The 20,013-nt window shown below is 71.6% G+C and carries 16 protein-coding genes; 2 read left to right on the forward strand and 14 right to left on the reverse strand.

Going from position 1 to position 20,013, the window contains the following annotated elements:
• The 3 genes from galK to galT are packed head-to-tail and all read right to left on the reverse strand — an operon-like array spanning window position 1 to window position 3,179.
• A complete protein-coding gene (gene galK / locus ABZ887_RS13005) occupies window positions 1-1,158 on the reverse strand; it encodes a galactokinase (protein ID WP_361287114.1) in 1,158 nt (385 codons plus the stop codon).
• On the reverse strand, window positions 1,159-2,121 hold the full coding sequence (galE, locus tag ABZ887_RS13010; RefSeq protein WP_361287116.1) for a UDP-glucose 4-epimerase GalE: 963 nt from the start codon (window positions 2,119-2,121) through the stop codon (window positions 1,159-1,161).
• Window positions 2,121-3,179, reverse strand: coding sequence for a galactose-1-phosphate uridylyltransferase (galT, locus tag ABZ887_RS13015; protein ID WP_361287119.1), 1,059 nt, complete (start codon window positions 3,177-3,179; stop codon window positions 2,121-2,123). Before galT ends, galE begins: the two co-directional genes overlap by 1 nt.
• Before the next feature lie 125 nt (window positions 3,180-3,304).
• Here galT and ABZ887_RS13020 point away from each other — a divergent pair, with 125 nt between their 5' ends.
• Window positions 3,305-5,014, forward strand: a complete 1,710-nt coding sequence (locus ABZ887_RS13020; RefSeq protein ID WP_361287122.1) for a sodium:solute symporter family protein — start codon at window positions 3,305-3,307, stop codon at window positions 5,012-5,014.
• A 27-nt stretch (window positions 5,015-5,041) separates the two neighbouring features.
• A complete protein-coding gene (locus ABZ887_RS13025) occupies window positions 5,042-5,356 on the forward strand; it encodes a hypothetical protein (RefSeq protein ID WP_361287125.1) in 315 nt (104 codons plus the stop codon).
• A 58-nt stretch (window positions 5,357-5,414) separates the two neighbouring features.
• Here the strand turns inward: ABZ887_RS13025 and ABZ887_RS13030 are convergent, their stop codons facing one another.
• The 11 genes from ABZ887_RS13030 to ABZ887_RS13080 all read right to left on the reverse strand — a co-directional run bounded on the left by ABZ887_RS13030 (window position 5,415) and on the right by ABZ887_RS13080 (window position 20,012).
• Window positions 5,415-6,107 (reverse strand): response regulator transcription factor, encoded by a 693-nt coding sequence (locus ABZ887_RS13030; RefSeq protein WP_089102219.1) that lies wholly within the window; start codon window positions 6,105-6,107, stop codon window positions 5,415-5,417.
• A gap of 203 nt (window positions 6,108-6,310) precedes the next feature.
• Window positions 6,311-8,005: a PQQ-binding-like beta-propeller repeat protein gene (locus tag ABZ887_RS13035; RefSeq protein WP_361287128.1), complete on the reverse strand. Its 1,695-nt coding sequence runs from the start codon at window positions 8,003-8,005 to the stop codon at window positions 6,311-6,313.
• Window positions 8,006-8,090: 85 nt separating this feature from the next.
• Window positions 8,091-9,860, reverse strand: coding sequence for a PQQ-binding-like beta-propeller repeat protein (locus ABZ887_RS13040; RefSeq protein WP_361287131.1), 1,770 nt, complete (start codon window positions 9,858-9,860; stop codon window positions 8,091-8,093).
• 259 nt (window positions 9,861-10,119) lie between these two features.
• Entirely contained in the window at window positions 10,120-11,928 is a 1,809-nt protein-coding gene (locus ABZ887_RS13045) for an ABC-F family ATP-binding cassette domain-containing protein (RefSeq protein ID WP_361287134.1), read from the reverse strand.
• Window positions 11,929-12,054: 126 nt separating this feature from the next.
• Window positions 12,055-14,061 (reverse strand): ATP-binding protein, encoded by a 2,007-nt coding sequence (locus ABZ887_RS13050; protein WP_361287137.1) that lies wholly within the window; start codon window positions 14,059-14,061, stop codon window positions 12,055-12,057.
• A gap of 116 nt (window positions 14,062-14,177) precedes the next feature.
• Window positions 14,178-14,957, reverse strand: a complete 780-nt coding sequence (locus tag ABZ887_RS13055; RefSeq protein WP_361287140.1) for an MHYT domain-containing protein — start codon at window positions 14,955-14,957, stop codon at window positions 14,178-14,180.
• Window positions 14,958-15,170: 213 nt separating this feature from the next.
• A complete protein-coding gene (locus ABZ887_RS13060) occupies window positions 15,171-16,091 on the reverse strand; it encodes a 4-(cytidine 5'-diphospho)-2-C-methyl-D-erythritol kinase (RefSeq protein WP_361287143.1) in 921 nt (306 codons plus the stop codon).
• Window positions 16,088-16,957: a 16S rRNA (adenine(1518)-N(6)/adenine(1519)-N(6))-dimethyltransferase RsmA gene (gene rsmA, locus ABZ887_RS13065; protein WP_361287146.1), complete on the reverse strand. Its 870-nt coding sequence runs from the start codon at window positions 16,955-16,957 to the stop codon at window positions 16,088-16,090. Before rsmA ends, ABZ887_RS13060 begins: the two co-directional genes overlap by 4 nt.
• A 76-nt stretch (window positions 16,958-17,033) precedes the next feature.
• Window positions 17,034-18,461 (reverse strand): ubiquitin-like domain-containing protein, encoded by a 1,428-nt coding sequence (locus tag ABZ887_RS13070; protein ID WP_361287149.1) that lies wholly within the window; start codon window positions 18,459-18,461, stop codon window positions 17,034-17,036.
• Between the two features lie 157 nt (window positions 18,462-18,618).
• Window positions 18,619-19,521 (reverse strand): TatD family hydrolase, encoded by a 903-nt coding sequence (locus ABZ887_RS13075; protein WP_361287152.1) that lies wholly within the window; start codon window positions 19,519-19,521, stop codon window positions 18,619-18,621.
• A 53-nt stretch (window positions 19,522-19,574) separates the two neighbouring features.
• Window positions 19,575-20,012 (reverse strand): hypothetical protein, encoded by a 438-nt coding sequence (locus ABZ887_RS13080; RefSeq protein ID WP_361287155.1) that lies wholly within the window; start codon window positions 20,010-20,012, stop codon window positions 19,575-19,577.
• Window position 20,013: the final 1 nt, after the last annotated feature.

Raw genomic sequence — 20,013 nt, forward strand, 5'->3', positions numbered from 1 at the left:
TCAGCTCTCCTGGCGGGCGCCCGCCGACGGCACCGCCTCGAACACCCGCGGGGCCGTGAAACCGGCCGCCGCGAAGGCCTCCTCGACCGCCTTGGTGATCGTGTCGACGTCGGCCGCCTCGGTGAGGACGATCGCCGAGCCGCCGAAGCCGCCACCGGTCATCCGGGCACCCAGGGCGCCGGCCGAGTTCGCCGCCTCCACGACCAGGTCCAGCTCGGGGCAGGAGACCTGGAAGTCGTCACGGAGGGAGGCATGCCCCTCGGTGAGGACCGGGCCGATGGCGCGGGTGTCGCCCGCCTCCAGGAGGGCCACGACGCGCTCGACGCGGTGGTCCTCGGTGACGACGTGGCGGACCAGGCGCCGTACCTCCGCCTCGTCGCCGAGGCGTTCGAGCGACGCGTCGAGGTCGTCGTAGGCGATGTCCCGCAGCGCGTCCACGCCCAGCAGGGCCGCGCCCTTCTCGCAGCCCGCGCGGCGCTTGCCGTACTCGCCGCCGCTGTGGGCGTGCTTGACCTGGGTGTCGACGACCAGCAGGCGCATGCCCTCGGCCGCGAGGTCGAAGGGGATCTGCTTCTGCGAGAGGTCCCGGGTGTCCAGGAACAGGGCGTGGCCGGCCTCGCAGCAGGCGGACGCCGTCTGGTCCATGATGCCGGTCGGCGCCCCGACGTAGACGTTCTCCGCGCGCTGGCACAGGCGGGCCAGCTGCCAGCGCTGCAGGCCCAGTTCGTAGAGGTCGTTGAGCGCGAGGGCGATCACCACCTCCAGGGCCGCGGAGGAGGACAGGCCGGCGCCGGTCGGCACGGTGGAGGCGAGGTGGACGTCGGCGCCGGTGACCGGGTGGCCGGCCTCCCGCAGCGCCCAGACGACGCCCGCCGGGTACGCCGTCCACTCCCGGTCGGTGCCGGGTTCCAGGGCGTCGAGGGAGAGCTCGACGATGCCGCCCTCGACGTCCGAGGAGTGCAGCCGCAGCACGCCGTCGGTACGGCGGGCGACGGCGGCCGTCGCCACGTGCGGCAGCGCGAACGGCATCACGAAGCCGTCGTTGTAGTCGGTGTGCTCGCCGATCAGGTTGACCCGGCCCGGCGCCGCCCAGACACCGTCCGGAGCCGTCCCGTACAGCTCCTCGAAGGCGCCTGTGACCTGCTGTACTGCCCCCACCTACTGCTCCCTTGCGATGTGCTGCGCGAACTCCCAGGCGTCCGCGACGATCCCCGCGAGGTCCGCGCGGGTCGGGTTCCAGCCCAGCTTCTCGCGGGCGGTGGCCGCCGAGGCGACCAGGACGGCCGGGTCGCCGCCCCGCCGCGGGGCCACGACCTCGGGGATCGGGTGGCCGGTGACCTGCCGGACGGTCTCGATGACCTCGCGGACCGAGAAGCCCTCGCCGTTGCCCAGGTTGCAGATCAGGTGCTCGCCGGGCTTGGCGGCCGTGAGGGCCAGCAGGTGGGCGTCGGCCAGGTCGGCGACGTGGATGTAGTCGCGGATGCAGGTGCCGTCCGGCGTCGGGTAGTCGTCGCCGAAGACGGAGATCGCGTCCCGCCTGCCCTGGGCGACCTGGAGGACCAGGGGGATCAGGTGCGACTCGGGGTTGTGGCGCTCGCCCTGCGCGCCGTACGCGCCGGCCACGTTGAAGTAGCGCAGGGAGACCGCGCCCAGGCCGTGCGCGGCGGCCTCGCCGGTGATCATGTGGTCGACGGCGAGCTTGGTGGCGCCGTACGGGTTGGTCGGCTGCGTGGGGGCGGTCTCGACGATCGGGACCTGCTCCGGCTCGCCGTAGGTGGCCGCCGTGGAGGAGAAGACGAGCTTGCGGACGCCGGCCTCGCGCATCGCGCCGAGCAGCGCCATGGTGCCGCCGACGTTGTTGTCCCAGTACTTCTCGGGCTTCACGACCGACTCGCCGACCTGGGAGAACGCGGCGAAGTGCAGCACCGCCTCGTAGGAGGAGCCCAGCCACTTGGCGGCGTCGCGGATGTCGCCCTCGACGAAGGCGGCGCCCGCGGGGACGCCCTCACGGAAGCCCGTGGAGAGGTTGTCGAGGACGGTGACCTCGTGGCCCGCCTCCAGCAGGTGCTGGGCGACCACGCTGCCGACGTAACCCGCCCCGCCCGTCACCAGGTACTTCATCAACTCGCTACCTCTCGCAGTCGCTCGGCCGCGCGCTCCGGCGGCACGTCGTTGATGAACACGCTCATGCCCGACTCGGAACCCGCGAGAAACTTCAGCTTGCCGGACGTTCGGCGGATGGTGAAAAGCTCCAGGTGGAGCGCGAAGTCGTCGCGCGTGACACCCTCGAACTCCTCCAGCGTCCCGAACGGCGCCTGGTGCCAGGCGGCGATGTAGGGCGTGGGAGGCTCACCCTCACCGAAGATACGGTCGAAGCGCCTCAAGAGTTCCAGATAAACCTGGGGGAACTCTGAGCGTGCCGCCTCGTCGAGCCCGAGCAGGTCGGGGACGCGGCGCTTCGGGTACAGGTGGACCTCGTAGGGCCAGTGTGCCGCGTACGGCACGAAGGCAACCCAGTGTTCACTCTCAAGGACGACCCGCTCGTCGGCGAGTTCACGCGCCAGCACGGCGTCGAAGAGGTTCTCCCCGCCCGTCGCCTCCTTGTGGGCCGCGATGGAGCGCAGCATCAGGGCGGTGCGCGGGGTGGTGAAGGGGTAGGCGTAGATCTGGCCGTGCGGGTGGCCGAGCGTCACGCCGATCTCCTCGCCGCGGTTCTCGAAGCAGAACACCTGCTCGACGGCGGGGAGATGGGACAGCTCCGAGGTCCGGTCGGTCCACGCGTCCAACACCAGGCCCGCCTGCTCCTCGGTGAGGCTCGCGAAGGACGCGTCGTGGTCCGAGGTGAAGCAGACCACCTCGCAGCGCCCGGAGTCGCCGGCCAGCGAGGGGAAGCGGTTCTCGAAGACCACGACGTCGTACGACGAGTCCGGGATCTCGCTCAGCCTCTCGCCCTTGGTCGGGCACAGCGGGCACTGGTCGGCCGGCGGGTGGTAGGTGCGGCCCTGCCGGTGCGAGGCGATGGCGACCTGGTCGCCGAGGAGCGGATCCCTCCGGATCTCGGAGGTGGTGTGCGTCCGCTCCAGCGGACGGCGGTCCACCGCGTCCCGCACGGTGTCGTCGCGCAGGTCGTAGTAGATGAGTTCGCGACCGTCGGCCAGCCGGGTCGAGGTCTTCTTCACTGCGGACTCCCATTGATCGAGCCGGCCAACCATCAAACAGAACCGAACACACCAAAACACAACTCACCACCCCAGTCAACATCGCAATCAATCAAGGTGAGACAACGAAAGTGTTGAATTACCGGGTGCAGAACCCCACAGATGCCCCCGTATCCCCCACATCGGCTGTGCGGCTGGCGGCCGAGCTGCGGTTGCCGACCAACGGCCTCGACCACACGATCCTGGCGATCTACTTCGTCGTCGTCCTGGGCATCGGCTTCGCGGCCCGCCGCTCGGTGAAGACCAGCCTCGACTTCTTCCTCTCCGGGCGGTCGCTGCCCGCCTGGATCACCGGCCTCGCGTTCATCTCGGCGAACCTGGCCGCCACCGAGATCCTCGGTATGGCCGCCAACAGCGCGCAGTACGGCGCGTACACCGTGCACTGGTACTGGATCGGCGCCATTCCGGCCATGGTCTTCCTGGGCCTGGTGATGATGCCCTTCTACTACGGCAGCAAGGTCCGCTCGGTCCCCGAGATGCTGCTGCTCCGCTTCGACAGAGCCGCACACCTGCTCAGTTCGATCCTGTTCGCCTTCGCGGCCATCCTGATCGCCGGTGTGAACCTGTACGCCCTGGCGATCGTCGTGGAGGCGCTCCTCGGCTGGCCGCAGTGGGTGGCGATCGTGGTGGCCGGCGCGTTCGTGCTGGCCTACATCACCCTCGGCGGTCTCTCCTCGGCCATCTACAACGAGGTGCTGCAGTTCTTCGTGATCCTGGCCGCCCTCATCCCGCTGTCGGTGCTCGGCCTGAAGAAGGTGGGCGGCTGGGGCGGCCTGGTCGACAAGCTCACCGCGACCCACGGCCGCAATTTCACGACCGCCTGGGGCGGCACCGGCATCGGCTCGGCCAACCCGCTCGGCGCGAACTGGCTGACCATCGTCGTCGGCCTCGGCTTCGTGCTCTCCTTCGGCTACTGGACGACGAACTTCGCCGAGGTGCAGCGCGCCCTGTCGGCGAAGAACCTCTCCGCCGCCCAGCGCACCCCGCTGATCGCCGCCTACCCGAAGATCTTCATCGTCTTCCTGGTGATGATTCCGGGCCTGGTAGCCGCCGCGCTGGTGCCGGACATCGGCAGGTCCGGCTCGGACCTCCAGTACAACGACGCGATCCCGTACCTGATGTCGCAGCTGCTGCCCAACGGTGTGCTCGGCATCGCGGTCACCGGACTGCTGGCCGCGTTCATGGCCGGTATGGCGGCCAACGTGTCGTCCTTCAACACCGTGTTCACGACGGACATCTGGGCGAAGTACGTGGTCCGGGGCCGGGAGGACGGCTACTACGTGCGCTTCGGACGCCTCATCACGGCGATCGGCGTGTGCGCGTCGATCGGTACGGCGTTCCTGGCGTCGTCGTTCTCGAACATCATGAGTTACCTCCAGACGCTGTTCTCCTTCTTCAACGTGCCGATGTTCGTCGTCTTCATCGTCGGCATGTTCTGGAAGCGGGCCTCGGCGAAGTCCGGCTTCTGGGGGCTGCTCACGGGCACCGTGACCGCGATGGTCAACTACTTCGTCCTCTACAAGAGGGGCATCATCGGCATCCCCTCCGACCAGGGCGCCAACTTCGTCTCCGCGATCGCCGGGTTCGTCGCCGGCGCGGTGGTGATGGTGATCGTCTCCCTGTTCACCGCGCCGAAGCCGGAGGCGGAGCTCGCGGGCCTCGTCTACGGCACGCGCTCCCCCGGCATGACGGAGGCGCCCGCGCCCGGCGACGAGGCCTGGTACCGGCGGCCGGCGCTGCTGGGCTGGGGCGCGGTGATCCTGGCCGCGCTCTGCTACGTGCCGTTCTCGTTCTAGTCCCGGCCGCGGGAGAATGGAGAGATCATGTCCGACGACTCCGGGCACTCCGGGTTCCACTACTCCGAGCAGGACGTCCAGCGGGAAGTCACCGAGCTGGAGAGCAGGTCGGCGACCGCCGCGCGGATCTTCGATCTGCGGCGGATCATCGGTGGGTTGTTCGTGCTGTACGGGATCATCGTGACGATCACCGGGATCACGGACTCCCAGGCCGAGATCGACAAGGCGCAGGGGATCAACATCAACCTGTGGACGGGGATCGGGATGCTGTTGCTGGGGGTGTTCTTTCTGGTGTGGCTGTGGTTGCGACCGGTGCCTCCGGCAGAAGAGCCCGAGAAATAGCCGCCGGTGGTTGTTCGGTGCGGGTGCGTGGGGGCTGGTCGCGCAGTTCCCCGCGCCCCTAAAGGGGCGCCTCTGTGCCGCCGTTGAGAGGTCCCGCCCTGTCCAGGAGCCCCGTTCGGGCCGCAAGTGCCGCTGCCTCCAGCCTCGATCCCACCCCCAGTTTCATCAGGACCCTCTGCACATGGGTGCGGGCCGTGCTCGGGGCGATGCCCATGCCGGCGGCGATGAGGCGGGTGTCCTCGCCGTCCGCCACCCGTACCAGGACCTCCACCTCCCGCGGGGTGAGCATCTGGAGGAGGCGTTGGCCCTCGTCGTCGGGCTGGGCGGCGGGGTTGAGGAGTTCGGCGAAGGCGCCCTGGAGCAGGGCGGGTGCCACGGCGGCCTCCCCGGCCCGCGCCTTCATGATCGCGCGCTCGACGCCTTCTATCCGCTCGTCGTGCCGTACGTACCCGGAGGCGCCCGCGGCGAAGGCCGCCGCGATGCCCCGCGGGGACGGCACCGGGCCCAGCACCAGCACCGCGACCTGCGGCCGCTCCTTCTTGATCCGCACCACCGGGTCGAAGATCCCCGGCTCCGCCGGTGCCGCCGTACCGAGCAGGCACACCTCGGGTGCCCGTGTGATGACCAGCTCGGCCGCGCCCGCCGCCGGTGCCGCCGCGGCCAGCACCCGGTGGCCGCGCAGTTTCAGCGCCGAGGCCAACGCCTCCGCGAGCAACCGGTGGTCGTCGACCACCATGAGCCGCACTCCCATAGAGCAACCCCCCAGTCCCCCCAATGGATGCCCCACTATGGATGCCCACTGGTCCGCATGGACAGAGGGCCCCCCGGCACCTCGTCCTTCATGCCCCCGGAAGCTACACGCTTGTTCGACGTTGCGCTGCCCCTACTGATGAGAAGTGCCCCGGATCGGAGGAATCTCTGGGTTTTCTCTCATTCGCGGGTGGAGAGCGCGTATCAGCCACCCGTACCGAAGGCGGTGACCAGGTACTCCTTGGCCGACGACGAAGTGGCGGTGTGGGCGTACCCGGCGGACAGGTAGAGGTGTCCCTGGGAGTAGAGGGCCTCGGCGTACTCCGGCGACATGGTGGTCTCCACCGCCTTGACCGCCGTGGTCGCCGGGTTCTCCAGCAGTTCGGTCTCCTTGAAGGATCCGCCGTCGATGCTGACGACCTGGGCGCCCTTGTCGTACGGCGCGTTCTTGTACGCGATCACATCGGGGCCGTCCATGCGCAGGGGCGTGATCGTGTAGTTGTCCCCGGCGTCGGCGCGCTGGCCGGTCTGCTTGCCGGTGGCCAGGTCGAAGGCGACGATCTCGTTGGTCTTCGTGTAGTCCCCGTCGCCGTCGTGCTCCTCGGTCGCCAGGTACAGCCTGTCGTTGCCGACGGCCACTCCCGAGCACTTCTCCAGCTCGTAGATGCCGTCGCAGCGGGCCGCGTAGGAGCTGCCCGGGGTGGAGATACGGGTGCGCAGTGCGCCGGACCTGTTGTCGATGGAGAAGACGTCCGAGAAGCCGCTGCCGTCGCCCGCGCTGTCGTTGATGTCGGCGGCCACCACCAGCGGGTCGGTCGAGACGACGCTCGCGTAGTCGATGCCGGAGGTCATCTTGTACTCGGAGAGCACCTTGCCGGAGACCGGGTCGAGGGTCTGGATGTGCAGCTGGCCGGTGTCGCCGCTGCCGCACCTGCGGACCGCGACCAGCTTGGCGCCGCCGCCGTAGCCGGCGTCGTAGCAGCTGTCGGCCGGCTTCGGCTGCCAGCGGATCTTGCCGGAGGCGAGGTCGAAGGCGGCGCCGCCGCTGGTGCCGCCGACCGCGACCGTCTGCTGAGCGACCGTCACATTGTTGAAGTTGAGGGGGATGTCACCGGACTTGACCGTCCGGGTCCACAGTTTCTTTCCTGCGTTCAGGTCGATCGCGGCGACCTGGGTGCAGCCGGCCGTGGAGCCCTTCGCGGGCATCTTCGGCTGGAAGACGACCGCGGTCCGGCCGTCGGCGCTGACGTGCCCGGTGGCGCGGCAGACCGGGCCGGACAGCGGGACCGTCCACAGCTTGGCGCCCGAGTCGGGGTCGTAGCCGGTGATCTCGGCGATACCGCTCTTCGCGTACACCTTGTCGGTGAGCCAGGAACCCGCGGTGACGGTCGTGTCCTTGGCCGTGGGCAGCGGGACCTGGAAGAGGACCTTGGAGGTGGTGTCCGCGGGCACCTTCTCGGTGCCCTTGCCGTTCTTGCCGCCGTTCGCGTCCTGGCCGCCGGTGGTGCCGCCGCCGGAGCTCGCGGTGTCGTCCTTCCTGCCGTCTCCGCCGGAGGACTTGGCGTACCAGATGCCGCCGCCGACGATCAGCGCGATGGCGGCGACCGCCGCGACGACGATGAGCAGCGTGGCGTTGTTCCGGCCGGGGCCGGGAGCGGGGCCGCCCGGTTGGCCGCCGGGGTGGCCGTAGCCGGGCTGGGGCGGCTGGTTCGGATAGCCGTAGCCGGGCTGCTGGGCGTACGGGTTCGGGGGCTGTTGCGGATAGCCGTAACCCGGCTGGGGGGCCGGGGGCTGCTGTGGGTAGCCGTAACCCGGCTGGGGTGGCTGGGGTGGCTGGGGTGCGCCGAAACCGGGCTGCTGCGGGGGCTGGTTGGGGGGCGGAGGGGGCGGCTGGGTCATGACGGGGTACCTCGGAGGACGGCGCGCGAGAGGGCTGCGGACGGCGCGGGCTGACGGACTGCGGGCGGCACGGGACGGGCCCCGCTCAGTTACCGAAGGCCATCATCAGCTTCTCCTTCGCGTCGTCACTGCCGGTCAGCCGCGTGGAGGAGAGGTAGAAGCGGCCGTCGGCCCAGTCGACGGCGCCGTCGTAGAAGCCGCCCTCGATGTCGGCGGTGTGCTGCGGGTTCTGCAGCAACCTGGTGGGCTTGTGGCCTGTGCCGGTGGTCGGGATCGACACGACCTGGCCGCCCGCGTCGTACGACGGCCGTACGTACGCGACGAGTCTGCCGCCCTCGATCTTCATCGGGTACATCGACTCGTCCGTCGGGGACTTCGTACGCCACTTCGCCGTGCCGTCGGTGAGGCTGATCGCGACGATCTCGTTGCCGCCGCCGCTCACGTCCGTCGGCAGGTACAGGGTGTTCGCGTCGACGGCCACGCCCTGGCAGCCCTGGAGGTCGCGGGCGAGGATCGCCAGACCGCACTGGGGCGCGAACTTCTCGTTCACCTTGACCTCGGAACGGAACGTGCCCTTGCCGTCCAGGACCGAGATGTTCCAGGCCTGCTTGTCCTGGTTGGTCAGGTAGACCACGAGCGGGTCGACGGAGTACGTCCGCTCGACCGTCCAGCCCTTCTTGATCGGCCGGGTCCACTCGACCTTTCCGGTGGCGGGGTCCAGCTGCGAGATCTCGTCGTGCTCGTCGCTGCCGCCGGCGGCACAGGACGCCACCTCGACCAGCCGGTCCGTGCCGCCGGCGAACGCCGTCGGGAAACAGGCCGCGCCGTACTTCTTCTTGTCGTACAGCTTGTGTCCGCTGCCGAGGTCGTACGCCGTGCCCGACTCGGAGCGGCCGACCATCAGCGTCTTTCCGCTGATCGTCAGCTCGATGCTGAGGGCGCTGTCGAACAGCCCGCCGTCGGCAACGGTCGCGGTCCAGCCCTTCCTGCCCGTGTCGAGGTCGATCTCCTGCAGCTGGTTGCACTTGGCGCGGTCGCTGGTGCCGTTCATGTAGGCCACGACGACCTTGCCGTCCGCCGACTTCTGCGGGGTGACCGCGCAGATCTTCTGCGGGAACGCGATCGGGGCCCAGGCCGGGTCGCCGTTGCCCACCTTGTAGGCGAAGACCTGCTTGTACGCCGCCTTCACGGCCGTCTTCCCGGTGATCCACATGCCGGGCGCGTCGGCGCCGGAGGCGGGCGCGTCGGGTGCCGACTTGTACCAGAGCACCTTGGCCTCGCCGGACTTGCGGCCCGCGTTGAGGTTGTCCGGGTCCGTACCGCCGTCGCCGCTGCCGTCACCCGGGTCGGCCGGAGTACCGGAGGCCTTGGGGTCGTCGGACTGCTGGGCGACCGGCTTCTTGCCGTCGCCCTCGCCGGTCAGGGCGTACACCGTGCCGCCGACGACCAGCAGCCCCGCCACCGCCGCCGCGACGATCAGCGCGGGCTTCCCCTTGAACGGCCCGCCGCCGGAGGGCGGGGGCGTCCCGGGCCCACCCGGGCCGCCGGGGTACGGCGGCTGCTGCGGGGGGTAGCCGTAGCCGGGCTGCGGCCCGTACGGACCCGGCACCGGTCCCGGCCCGGGTCCCGGTGCGCCGTAGGGGCCGGCCGGCTGGGCGTAGGGGCCGGGGGCGTAAGCGGGCTGCTGGGGGTAGCCGTATCCCGGCTGTGGCTGTGGCTGTGGTTGAGGGGCGGGGGCGCCGAAGCCGCCCTGCGCGGGCGGCTGTTGCGGAGCACCGAAGCCGCCGCCCGGTGGCGGCTGGTCCTGCGGTGCTCCGAAAGCGCCGTGCGGCGGCTGGCCGGGCGGCTGTGTCATCAGCGTTCTTCCCCCTCGTTCACTGATTTTGAGCCACGTCCGAGGCGTGTGACGGCCCATGGGCCGTACTCAGACAGTTCTCAGACGGACCTTTCTACCACCCGCCACCGACAGCCCACCGGCCCACATCTGCCGCTGTTCCCAAGGGAGAACCGCCCCGTGATGCCACCGTTACGCGCCTTCACGCCCCCTTCACCGGGCCCGCGCAAGGGGGTTGCGCGGGGACCGCGGAGGCCTGTTTCACGCCGGTGGCCGGTGGCTAGGCGTCCTCCGCCAGCTCCAGCCAGCGCATCTCCAGGTCCTCGCGCTCGCCGGCCAGGTCGCGCAGCTGGGCGTCGAGGTCGGCGACCTTCGCGAAGTCCGTGGCGTTCGCGGCGATCTGGTCGTGCAGCTTGGTCTCCTTCTCGGAGATGCGGTCCAGCTGACGCTCGATCTTCTGGAGTTCCTTCTTGGCGGCGCGCTGGTCGGCGGCGCTCCGCTCGGCCGTGGCGGCCTTGGGGGCCGCGGCGGTGGCGGTGGCGGCGACCGCCTCCTCCATGCGCTGCCGGCGCTCCAGGTACTCGTCGATGCCGCGCGGCAGCATCCGCAGCGTGGCGTCGCCGAGGAGGGCGAAGACCCGGTCGGTGGTGCGCTCCACGAAGAACCGGTCGTGGGAGATGACGATCATCGAGCCGGGCCAGCCGTCGAGGACGTCCTCCAGCTGGGTGAGGGTCTCGATGTCGAGGTCGTTGGTGGGCTCGTCGAGGAAGAGGACGTTCGGCTCGTCCATCAGCAGACGCAGCAGCTGCAGCCTGCGGCGCTCACCGCCGGAGAGGTCGCCGACCGGCGTCCACTGCTTCTCCTTGCTGAAGCCGAACGTCTCGCACAGCTGCCCGGCGGTCATCTCGCGGCCCTTGCCGAGGTCGACGCGCTCACGGACCTGCTGGACGGCCTCCAGGACCCGCGTGGCCGGGTTCAGCTCGGCGACCTCCTGGGAGAGGTAGGCGAGCTTCACGGTCTTGCCGACGGCGACCCGCCCGGCCGCCGGCTGCGCCTCGCCCTCCGTCCGGGCGGCCTCGGCCATGGCGCGCAGCAGCGAGGTCTTGCCGGCGCCGTTGACGCCGACCAGGCCGATCCGGTCGCCCGGGCCGAGCTGCCAGGTGACGTGCTTGAGCAGCACCTTCGGTCCGGCCTGGACGGTCACGTCCTCCAGGTCGAAGACGGTCCTGCCGAGCCGCGACGAGGCGAACTTCATCAGCTCGGAGGTGTCGCGCGGCGGCGGCACGTCCTTGATCAGCTCGTTGGCGGCCTCGACCCGGAAGCGCGGCTTGGAGGTACGGGCGGGGGCGCCGCGGCGCAGCCAGGCCAGCTCCTTGCGGACCAGGTTCTGCCGCTTGGTCTCCTCGGTGGCCGCGATCCGCTCGCGCTCCGCGCGGGCGAAGACGTAGTCGGAGTAGCCGCCCTCGTACTCGTAGACGGCGCCGCGCTGCACGTCCCACATGCGGGTGCAGACCTGGTCGAGGAACCAGCGGTCGTGGGTGACGCAGACGAGGGCCGAGCGGCGCTCGCGCAGGTGCCTGGCCAGCCAGGAGATGCCCTCGACGTCGAGGTGGTTGGTGGGCTCGTCGAGGACGAGCAGGTCCTGCTCCTCGATGAGCAGCTTGGCGAGCGCGATGCGGCGCCGCTCGCCACCCGACAGCGGGCCGATGACGGTGTCCAGGCCCTTGGGGAAGCCGGGCAGGTCCAGGCCGCCGAAGAGGCCGGTGAGGACGTCCCTGACCTTGGCGTTGCCGGCCCACTCGTGGTCGGCCATGTCGCCGATGACCTCGTGGCGGACGGTGGCGGCCGGGTCGAGGGAGTCGTGCTGGGTGAGGACGCCGATACGCAGGCCGCCGGAGTGCGTGACGCGGCCGGTGTCGGCCTCCTCCAGCCGGGCGAGCATCCGGATGAGGGTGGTCTTGCCGTCGCCGTTGCGGCCCACCACGCCGATGCGGTCGCCCTCCGACACGCCGAGCGAGACGCCGTCCAGCAGGGCACGGGTGCCGTAGACCTTGCTGACGTTCTCGACATTGACCAGGTTGACGGCCATTTCACTCCTGCGCACGGGGACGGTCAGCCTCCCAGCGTAATGCGCGCGGAGAGACCGTCCGGCCGCGAGCCGCCTTCGGCACGCACGCGCGCACGCGTGCGTGCGGCTCGTCGGGTGTCCGGGGCTTCAGGCGCCCGCCTCGCCCAGTCTCCGGCGGTGGATCAGCGCGGCCGCCGGGGCGAGGCCTCGGCCGCTCGCGGCGGTCTGCTCGCCGACCGGCATGTCGTCGCGCATGAGGTTCTCGGGGATGAGGACCGCGGCCGTGACCCCGCCGTTCGGCGAGGGGCGCAGCTCGACCCTGAGGCCCTGCCGCTCGCGCAGCCGGTTGACCACGAACAGCCCTATCTGCTTGGCGTCGAGGAGGTCGACCCTGGCGGACTGGATCTTGCCGTTGGCCTCGGCCATCGCCTCCTCGTTCATGCCGAAGCCGCTGTCCTCGATCTCGACGAGCAGGCCTTCGCGCATCCGCGCGGCACGCAGCTGCACCTTGGTGCTGGGGGGCGAGAAGGCGGCCGCGTTCTCGACGAGTTCGGCGATCAGGTGGATCACGTCGGCCACCGAGCCGCCGGCGACCGACACGCGCGGTACGGCCCAGATCTGCACGCGCGCGGAGTTCTCGATCTCGGCGACGGCGGCGCGCACCACGTCCGCCAGCGGGATCGGGTCCCGCCAGCCGCGGCCCGGCGCGATCCCGGAGAGGATGAGCAGGCTCTCCGAGTGGCGGCGCATGCGGGTGGCGAGGTAGTCGACGCGGTAGAGGTCGTGCAGCTCGGTCTGGTCCTGCTGGCGGCGCTGCATCCGGTCGAGCAGGTCCAGCTGGCGGTGGAGCAGCACCTGGCTGCGGCGCGCGAGGCTGACGTACACGCCGGAGATGCCGCTGAGGAGCTCGGCGCGCTCGGAGGCGGCCTTCAGGGCGGCGCGCTGGACGGCCGTGAGGGCGGTGCCCACCTGGGCGAGCTCGTCGCCGACGAGGCGGCGCATGGGTGCCTCGGCGTCGATGTCGACGCCCTGCCCGGCGTGCAGCTTGCGCATGGCCTGCGGGAGGCGGCGGCCGGCCACCTCCAGGGCGGAGTTCCGCAGGTCGAGGAGTTCGACGATCAGGCCGCGGCCGACGCCCACCGAGACCAGCAGCGACAGCAGGACGCCGACCAGGCCGAGGACGACGGCGACGCCGGACGCGCCGAGCGTGGACCAGCCGAACGTGGCGGCCTTGGCCGTGGCCCCCGTACCGGCGCCCTCCTCGGCCGCCGTCAGTGCCCTGAGCACGCCGGTGGCGGAGCCGTCCCAGCCGGACAGCGTGGCCGCGGACACCGCGTCGGCGCCCGGCCCCGCGGCCTCGACCCGGTCCTCCACGGCGGCCAGCCGCCGGTACCCCGCGCCGTCCAGGATCTCGTCGTACGCCCGCCTGTGCGCGGCCTTCAGGTCGGCGACCGCGGGCTCCAGCAGCTCGCGGTGGGTGGCTGCCGCGCCGACGAACGCGGTGTACTCCCGCTGGGTCAGGCGGCCGACCGCCTCGCCCGCGGCGAGCAGCGCCTGTTCGCGGGCGAACGCCTCACGCGCGCGTGCCAGTTCGAGCACCACCCGGGTCTGCGAGGCGGAGTCGGTGCCCTTCTCCCCGGTGAGCGCCCCGGTGACGGCGAAGGCGCGCTCCACGACGGCGGTGTACTGGGTGTAGGCCTGCTGCGCCGCGCCCTTCTGGGCGGTCTCCGCGCGCACGGTGCCGACGGAGTCCGCGGCGGTGGACAGCCGGTCGATCCGGTCGGGGAGCGCGGAGTTGAGCAGGGCCGCGTCGGAGGTGGACGCGTTGATGCCGTCGGTGAGCTTCGTCCGCGCCGCGTCGGTGGCCGCCCTGGCGGTCTTCAGCGCGGCGAGGGAACGGGCGCCGGGGGCGGCCGCGTAGCGGGTGGCGGCGGTCCGCTCGCCCTGGAGCGCGGTCACGAAGTCGGCCACGGGGGTGAGGAGCTGGGCGTTGACGTCCTTGGCCCGCTCGGTGTCGCCGATCGCGGCGACGGTCGTCACGGCGGCGTACGCCCACAGGGCCATCAGCGACACGACGGGCAGCATGAGCAGGGCGACGATCTTCGCGCGGACGGATCTGGGGCGGAGTCGTTCGGTGGTACGGCGAACGCGCATGGGGACCTCGTTCGGGGAGGGGCGCGCCCGGGAACCGGCGGGCCGAGGGCGCGCGTTCCCGGACGGGGTGAGGGTGTCGAGGAGGTGTGGGGGGTGGCGGCAGTGGGGAACGGCGGTCAGGCCGTGGTCAGTTCGACCTCGCGCAGCAACTCCGCTGCGACCGCGGACTCGTGGCGCTTGCCGGTCGGGGACAGCGCCACGTACGCGGAGGCGAGGAAGAGGAACGAGCCGAGCAGCACCGCGAGCGGGAAGAGGAACTCGGTGGCCGTGGCACCGGGCAGTTCGGCGCTGCTGGGCCTGAGGTTGACGCTGACGGCGTACATCGCCGTGTAGTGCATGCTGCTCACCGCGAGCCCCATGACGAGGGCGGAGAGCGTGGCCAGGACGGGTCCGCGGACGACCAGGGAGAGGGTGAGCGCCGCGGTGGCCGCGACGACGGCGATCGCGACGGACGCGATGACCATCAGCGGGTCGAAGCCCACCGAGCCGTGCAGGTTGAGCGCGGCCATGCCGGTGTAGTGCATCGCGGCGACGCCGAGCCCGGTGCCCAGGCCGCCGAGCAGCACCGCCTGGACGCGTGAACGGCCGTATCCGGCGGTGAAGACGCCGGCGCTGACGACGGCGATCGCCATGACGAGGCTGAGCACGGTCAGCGGGATGTCGTAGCGGATGGGCGTGCCCTCCACGGAGAAGCCCATCATCGCGATGAAGTGCATGGTCCAGATGCCGGACCCGATGGCGAACGAGGCGAGTGTCAGCCAGTTCCGTTTCGAGGCGCCTTCCGCCTCCAGTGCCCTGACGGTGCAGCGCAGTCCCAGCGCCGAGCCGACGCAGGCCATCGCGTAGGAAAAGACGGGAGTGACCCATCCGGCGCTGAAGTGGTCCATGTGCCCCATGGAAATGTCCTCTCTACGTGGCACGGACACGTCGTCGCCGCGCACACGAGGTACCGCCGGTAACAGAGGGCGGGGATGGCGATCATGCCAGCCGTCACCATGAGCCAGATGGCGCGAAAGGGACCCTGGGGCGCATTTGCGAAAATCCAGTTACCGTGAAGTAGGTAACAGCACCGAATCTTCACATTTCCGCAGGTCAGACCTAGTTTCAGGCTACACGGACCGGGCGGTCCGGTCCGCCGTGAGCACGGTCGCGCCCGGCGCGGGCGCCGGCGCCGTGCGCACCGTGCGGCAGGTGCCGGAGGCGAGCAGCGCCTCGGAGACCTTCTGCGCCGACGCGGTGTCGCGGACCAGGAACGCCGTGGTGGGACCGGAACCGGAGACCAGCGCGGTGAGCGCGCCGGCCGCGCGGCCCGCGTCGAGGGTGTCCGCGAGCTCCGGGAAGAGGGAGAGCGCGGCGGGCTGGAGGTCGTTGGAGACGGCGGCCGCGAGCGCGTCGGGGTCGCCCTTGGCGAGGGCGTCGAGGAGGTCGCGGGAGGCGACCGGCTCCGGGATGTCGCGCCCCTCCGCGAGCCGGTCGAACTCGCGGAAGACGGCCGGGGTGGACAGCCCGCGCCCGGCCATCGCGAACACCCAGTGGAAGGTGGCGCCGACTTCGAGCGCGGTCAGCCGCTCGCCGCGCCCGGTGCCGAGGGCGGCGCCGCCGACCAGGCTGAACGGCACGTCGCTGCCCAGGTCGGCGCAGATGGCGAGGAGTTCGGCGCGGGAGGCGCCCGCCTGCCAGAGCTCGTTGCACGCGAGCAGCGCGCCTGCCCCGTCCGCGCTCCCCCCGGCCATGCCGCCGGCGACCGGGATGTCCTTGGCGATGTGGATGTGCACGGCCGGCTCGATGCCCCGGCGCCCGGCGAGCGCGAGCGCGGCGCGGGCGGCGAGGTTGGTGCGGTCGAGGGGGACCTCGGCGGCGTCCGGGCCCTCGCACGTGATGCTCAGTTCGTCGGCGGGCGTGACCGTGACCTCGTCGTAGAGGCCCACGGCGAGGAAGGCGTTGGCCAGGTCGTGGAAGCCGTCGGGGCGCGCGGCACCCACCGCGAGCTGGACGTTGACCTTGGCGGGGACGCGAACCGTGACGCTCACTTACCGGGCTCCTTGTGTTCTGCGATCCTCGCGAACTCCTCGACCGTCAGCGCCTCCCCGCGGGCCTGCGGCGAGACCCCGGCCGCGACCAGCGCCGCCTCGGCGGCCGCCGCGGACCCGGCCCAGCCGGCGAGCGCCGCCCGCAGGGTCTTGCGGCGCTGCGCGAACGCCGCGTCGACCACCGCGAAGACCTCGCGCCTCGATGCGGTCGTCTTCAGCGGTTCCGCCCGCCGGACGAGGGAGACGAGGCCGCTGTCGACGTTCGGGGCGGGCCAGAAGACGTTGCGCCCGATGGCACCGGCGCGTTTCACCTCGGCGTACCAGTTGGCCTTGACCGACGGCACGCCGTACACCTTGTTGCCGGGTCCGGCGGCGAGCCGGTCGGCGACCTCGGACTGCACCATCACCAGCGTCCGCTCGATGCTCGGGAAGGTCTCCAGCATGTGGAGGAGGACGGGCACGGCGACGTTGTAGGGGAGGTTCGCGACCAGCGCGGTCGGCGGGGGGCCGGGCAGCTCGGCGACGTGCATCGCGTCGGAGTGGACCAGCGCGAACCGGTCCGCGCGCGCCGGCATGCGCGCCGCGATCGTCGCGGGCAGGGCGCCGGCCAGCACGTCGTCGATCTCGACCGCGATGACCCGGTCGGCGACCTCCAGGAGCGCGAGCGTGAGGGACCCGAGTCCCGGGCCGACCTCCACGACGACGTCGTCCGGGCGGACCTCGGCGGTGCGGACGATACGGCGGACCGTGTTGGCGTCGATCACGAAGTTCTGACCGCGCTGCTTGGTCGGGCGCACACCGAGCGCTGCCGCGAGCTCACGGATGTCGGCGGGGCCGAGGAGGGCGTCGGGGGTGGGGCTGCTCACGGGACAAGGGTACGGGGCCGCCGGGGCCGCCTTCCGCCGGTCACCTCGCTCACCTCGGTCAGCTCGGCTGCCTCGGTCACCTGTGCAGCCGCGCCCCGCAGTGCGGCCAGGGTGTGGAGCCGCGGCTCACGTAGAGCTTCTTCGCGCGGAACGTCTGCTCCTCGGCCGAGGCGTCCTGCGGACGGCCGCTGCCGCCGAGGCTGTGCCAGGTGTGGGTGTCGAACTGGTACAGCCCGCCGTACGTCCCGGAGGGGTCCACCGCGTGCGGGCGGCCGCCGGACTCGCACGCGGCGAGACCGTGCCAGTTCAGGCCGTCGGCGCCCTTCACGGAGTCGGGGTGCGGCTTGGTCCCCACCCTCACGAGCTGCGTGCGCGGTTTCCGCACCACCTCGGACGTCTCGCGGCGGGGCTTCTCGCGGACTCCGTTGACGGAGCGGAAGTAATAGGTCACACGGCGCAACCCCGGCCGTCCGGCCCGCTCGACCACCTCCGTGCCCTTGAACACCGTCGGGTCCGGCGTCTGCTGCACCTCGAACGGGATGGTCTCCTCGCGCACCTCCCTGCTGCCCGTGACGCGCAGCACGGTCACCGTCTGCCCGTCGCGCGGGAAGCCGGACCGGGGCACGGAGGTGGTGTCCTGGCCGTGCAGGGTGATCCCGGCCTCCTCGACGGCCTCGCCGACGGTCGCCGCGTTGGTGCGGATGGTCCGGGTCCGGCCGTCCGCCAGGATCGTGACGGTGCGCTCGGTGCGGACGTCGAGCGCGAGCCCGGCGCGTCCGATGCTCTGGGAGCGCGAGGCCGACAGATACGCGCCCTCGGCACGCACCCCCAGCTGCCGGAGCGCCCCGTCCACCGTGCGCGCCGTCGTCCACACCTCGCGCCGTTCGCCGTCCAGCGTGAGCCGCACGGGCCGGCCGTAGTGCACCGCGACCTCGTCGCCGCTGGCCAGCGCCGTGCCGGGGGCGGGCGCCACCACGTCGTGCGCGCCGACCGGGACTCCCTCCTCGGTGAGCAGGCCGGTCACATTGTCGGCGAACGTGTGCAGGGTGCGCGGCCTGCCGTCGACGGTCAGCTCGATCGCCTTGTCCTTGGCGAGGAACGCGGTGGTGCCGCCCGCGAGGAACGCGACGACGAGCGCCTGCGGCAGCAGACGGCGCACGGCGGACTCCGGGCGCCTGGAGTACCGCGCCCTCCGCCGGCGCGCGGCGCGGCGCCCCGCCACGGCGCGCGCACCCGCCTCGCGCGCCTCGCCCTGCGCACCGCGCTCACCCTGCCGCGGCAGCACCGGCTCACTCACGTGCGCCTGCGCCGCGGCCTCGTACGCCGGGCGGTACGTGTCACCCCCGTACGCCGTCCCGTACGCCGTCTCGGACGCCGTTCCGTACGGCGCGCCGTATCCCAGCGTCTCGGCGTCGTACACGCCGTACATCTCCTGTGCGCCGTGCACTCCGGGCGCGTCATAGGGGTCGTACGTCCCAGACGTCTCGTACTGCGATGCGCTCACGCCGACACGCTCCAGAGGGCCAGAGGGGTCCGGATCGGGCCCCCAGAACCTAGCGGAGCACCCGTCACTCTCCAAAGCGGCACGACTACGCACGGTCGCGAGCGGACCGAAGGTGCGGCCCCGTGAGCGTTATGCGCCAGTTATGATCGATGCACCCTCAGTAATCGAAGGCGCGGGCCGTGTTCGCGCCCAGGGCCGTCGCCAGCGCGTCCTCGTCGATGCCGCGCACGGCCGCCATCGCCCGCACCGTGACCGGAATGAGATACGGGGCGTTGGGCCGTCCGCGGTACGGCGCCGGGGTCAGGAAGGGCGCGTCGGTCTCCACGAGGAGCAGTTCCAGGGGGGCCACCGCCACCGCGTCCCGCAGGTTCTGGGCGTTCTTGAAGGTGACGTTGCCGGCGAAGGACATGAAGTAGCCCTCGCGGGCGCACTCCTCGGCCATCTCGGCGTCCCCGGAGTAGCAGTGGAACACGGTCCGCTCGGGGGCGCCCTCCTCCTTGAGGACGCGCAGGACGTCGGCGTGGGCGTCGCGGTCGTGGATGACGAGGGCCTTGCCGTGCCGCTTGGCGATCTCGATGTGGGCGCGGAAGGAGCGCTCCTGGGCGGCCTTGCCCTCGGGCCCGGTGCGGAAGTAGTCGAGGCCGGTCTCGCCGACGCCCTTGACCTGGGGCAGCCCGGCCAGCCGGTCGATCTCCGCAAGGGCCTCGTCCAGCGCGGCGTCCCCGCCCCCGGCCCGGGCCCCCTGCCGGGACCACCCGTCGGGGTCCCCGTGCACGATGCGCGGGGCCTCGTTGGGGTGCAGGGCGACGGTCGCGTGGACACTCTCGTGCGCGGCGGCGGTGTCGGCCGCCCACCGCGAGCCCTTGATGTCGCAGCCGACCTGGACGACGGTCGTCACGCCCACCGACGCGGCCTTCGCGAGGCCCTCCTCGACCGTGCCGGACTGCATGTCGAGGTGGGTGTGGGAGTCCGCGACGGGCACCCGGAGCGGTTCCGGGAGCGGCGGCGCCGTGTTCTTGTCGGCCGTGCGGGAGGCCGTACCGGGGGCGTTCGAAGGCATGCCCCGATCCTACGAAAGGGGCATGCCCGCCGGACCCACGCCCAGGGCCCGTATCAGCTCGCCTTGCGCTGGAAGGGATGCAGGAGATCGGACAGGTGCCAGTGGTGCACCGCCTTGGCCTCCGCGGAGGCCTCCGTCACCGCCGCGGCCGGCCCGGTCTCCGTACCGTCCTGCCCGACGGAACGCTCCCGCGCCGACGGCTGATGCGACCGCTGCGCGGCGTTCCGCACCGACGAGACCTGCCCCGCGCGCATGATCCGCAGGACCTGGCCGTCGCAGTTCTGGCACGAGGGCCGGCTCAGCGGTGACGGGACGACCCGGCCGTTCGTCACGTACTTGACGAACTCGTGGTTGTCGGCGTCGGTGTGGTGCTCTATCTCGTACGACTGCTCCCAGCCGTGCCCGCATCGCATGCAGGCGAAGGAATACGACTCGTGGACGACGGCTGTGGCCGCACCGCGGAGGCCGGTCTGCCCTGCGATCTCACTCATG

Source organism: Streptomyces sp. NPDC047061 (assembly GCF_040643955.1).
GTDB lineage: Bacteria > Actinomycetota > Actinomycetes > Streptomycetales > Streptomycetaceae > Streptomyces.

What these genes read in the sequence shown, in the direction of transcription:
- galE (WP_361287116.1), bottom strand. Translation starts at nt 2,121, where the DNA reads ATGAAGTACCTGGTGACGGGCGGGGCGGGTTACGTCGGCAGCGTGGTC.
- ABZ887_RS13025 (WP_361287125.1), top strand. Translation starts at nt 5,042, where the DNA reads ATGTCCGACGACTCCGGGCACTCCGGGTTCCACTACTCCGAGCAGGAC.
- ABZ887_RS13030 (WP_089102219.1), bottom strand. Translation starts at nt 6,107, where the DNA reads ATGGGAGTGCGGCTCATGGTGGTCGACGACCACCGGTTGCTCGCGGAG.
- ABZ887_RS13035 (WP_361287128.1), bottom strand. Translation starts at nt 8,005, where the DNA reads ATGACCCAGCCGCCCCCTCCGCCCCCCAACCAGCCCCCGCAGCAGCCC.
- ABZ887_RS13040 (WP_361287131.1), bottom strand. Translation starts at nt 9,860, where the DNA reads ATGACACAGCCGCCCGGCCAGCCGCCGCACGGCGCTTTCGGAGCACCG.
- ABZ887_RS13045 (WP_361287134.1), bottom strand. Translation starts at nt 11,928, where the DNA reads ATGGCCGTCAACCTGGTCAATGTCGAGAACGTCAGCAAGGTCTACGGC.
- ABZ887_RS13050 (WP_361287137.1), bottom strand. Translation starts at nt 14,061, where the DNA reads ATGCGCGTTCGCCGTACCACCGAACGACTCCGCCCCAGATCCGTCCGC.
- ABZ887_RS13055 (WP_361287140.1), bottom strand. Translation starts at nt 14,957, where the DNA reads ATGGGGCACATGGACCACTTCAGCGCCGGATGGGTCACTCCCGTCTTT.
- ABZ887_RS13075 (WP_361287152.1), bottom strand. Translation starts at nt 19,521, where the DNA reads ATGCCTTCGAACGCCCCCGGTACGGCCTCCCGCACGGCCGACAAGAAC.
- ABZ887_RS13080 (WP_361287155.1), bottom strand. Translation starts at nt 20,012, where the DNA reads ATGAGTGAGATCGCAGGGCAGACCGGCCTCCGCGGTGCGGCCACAGCC.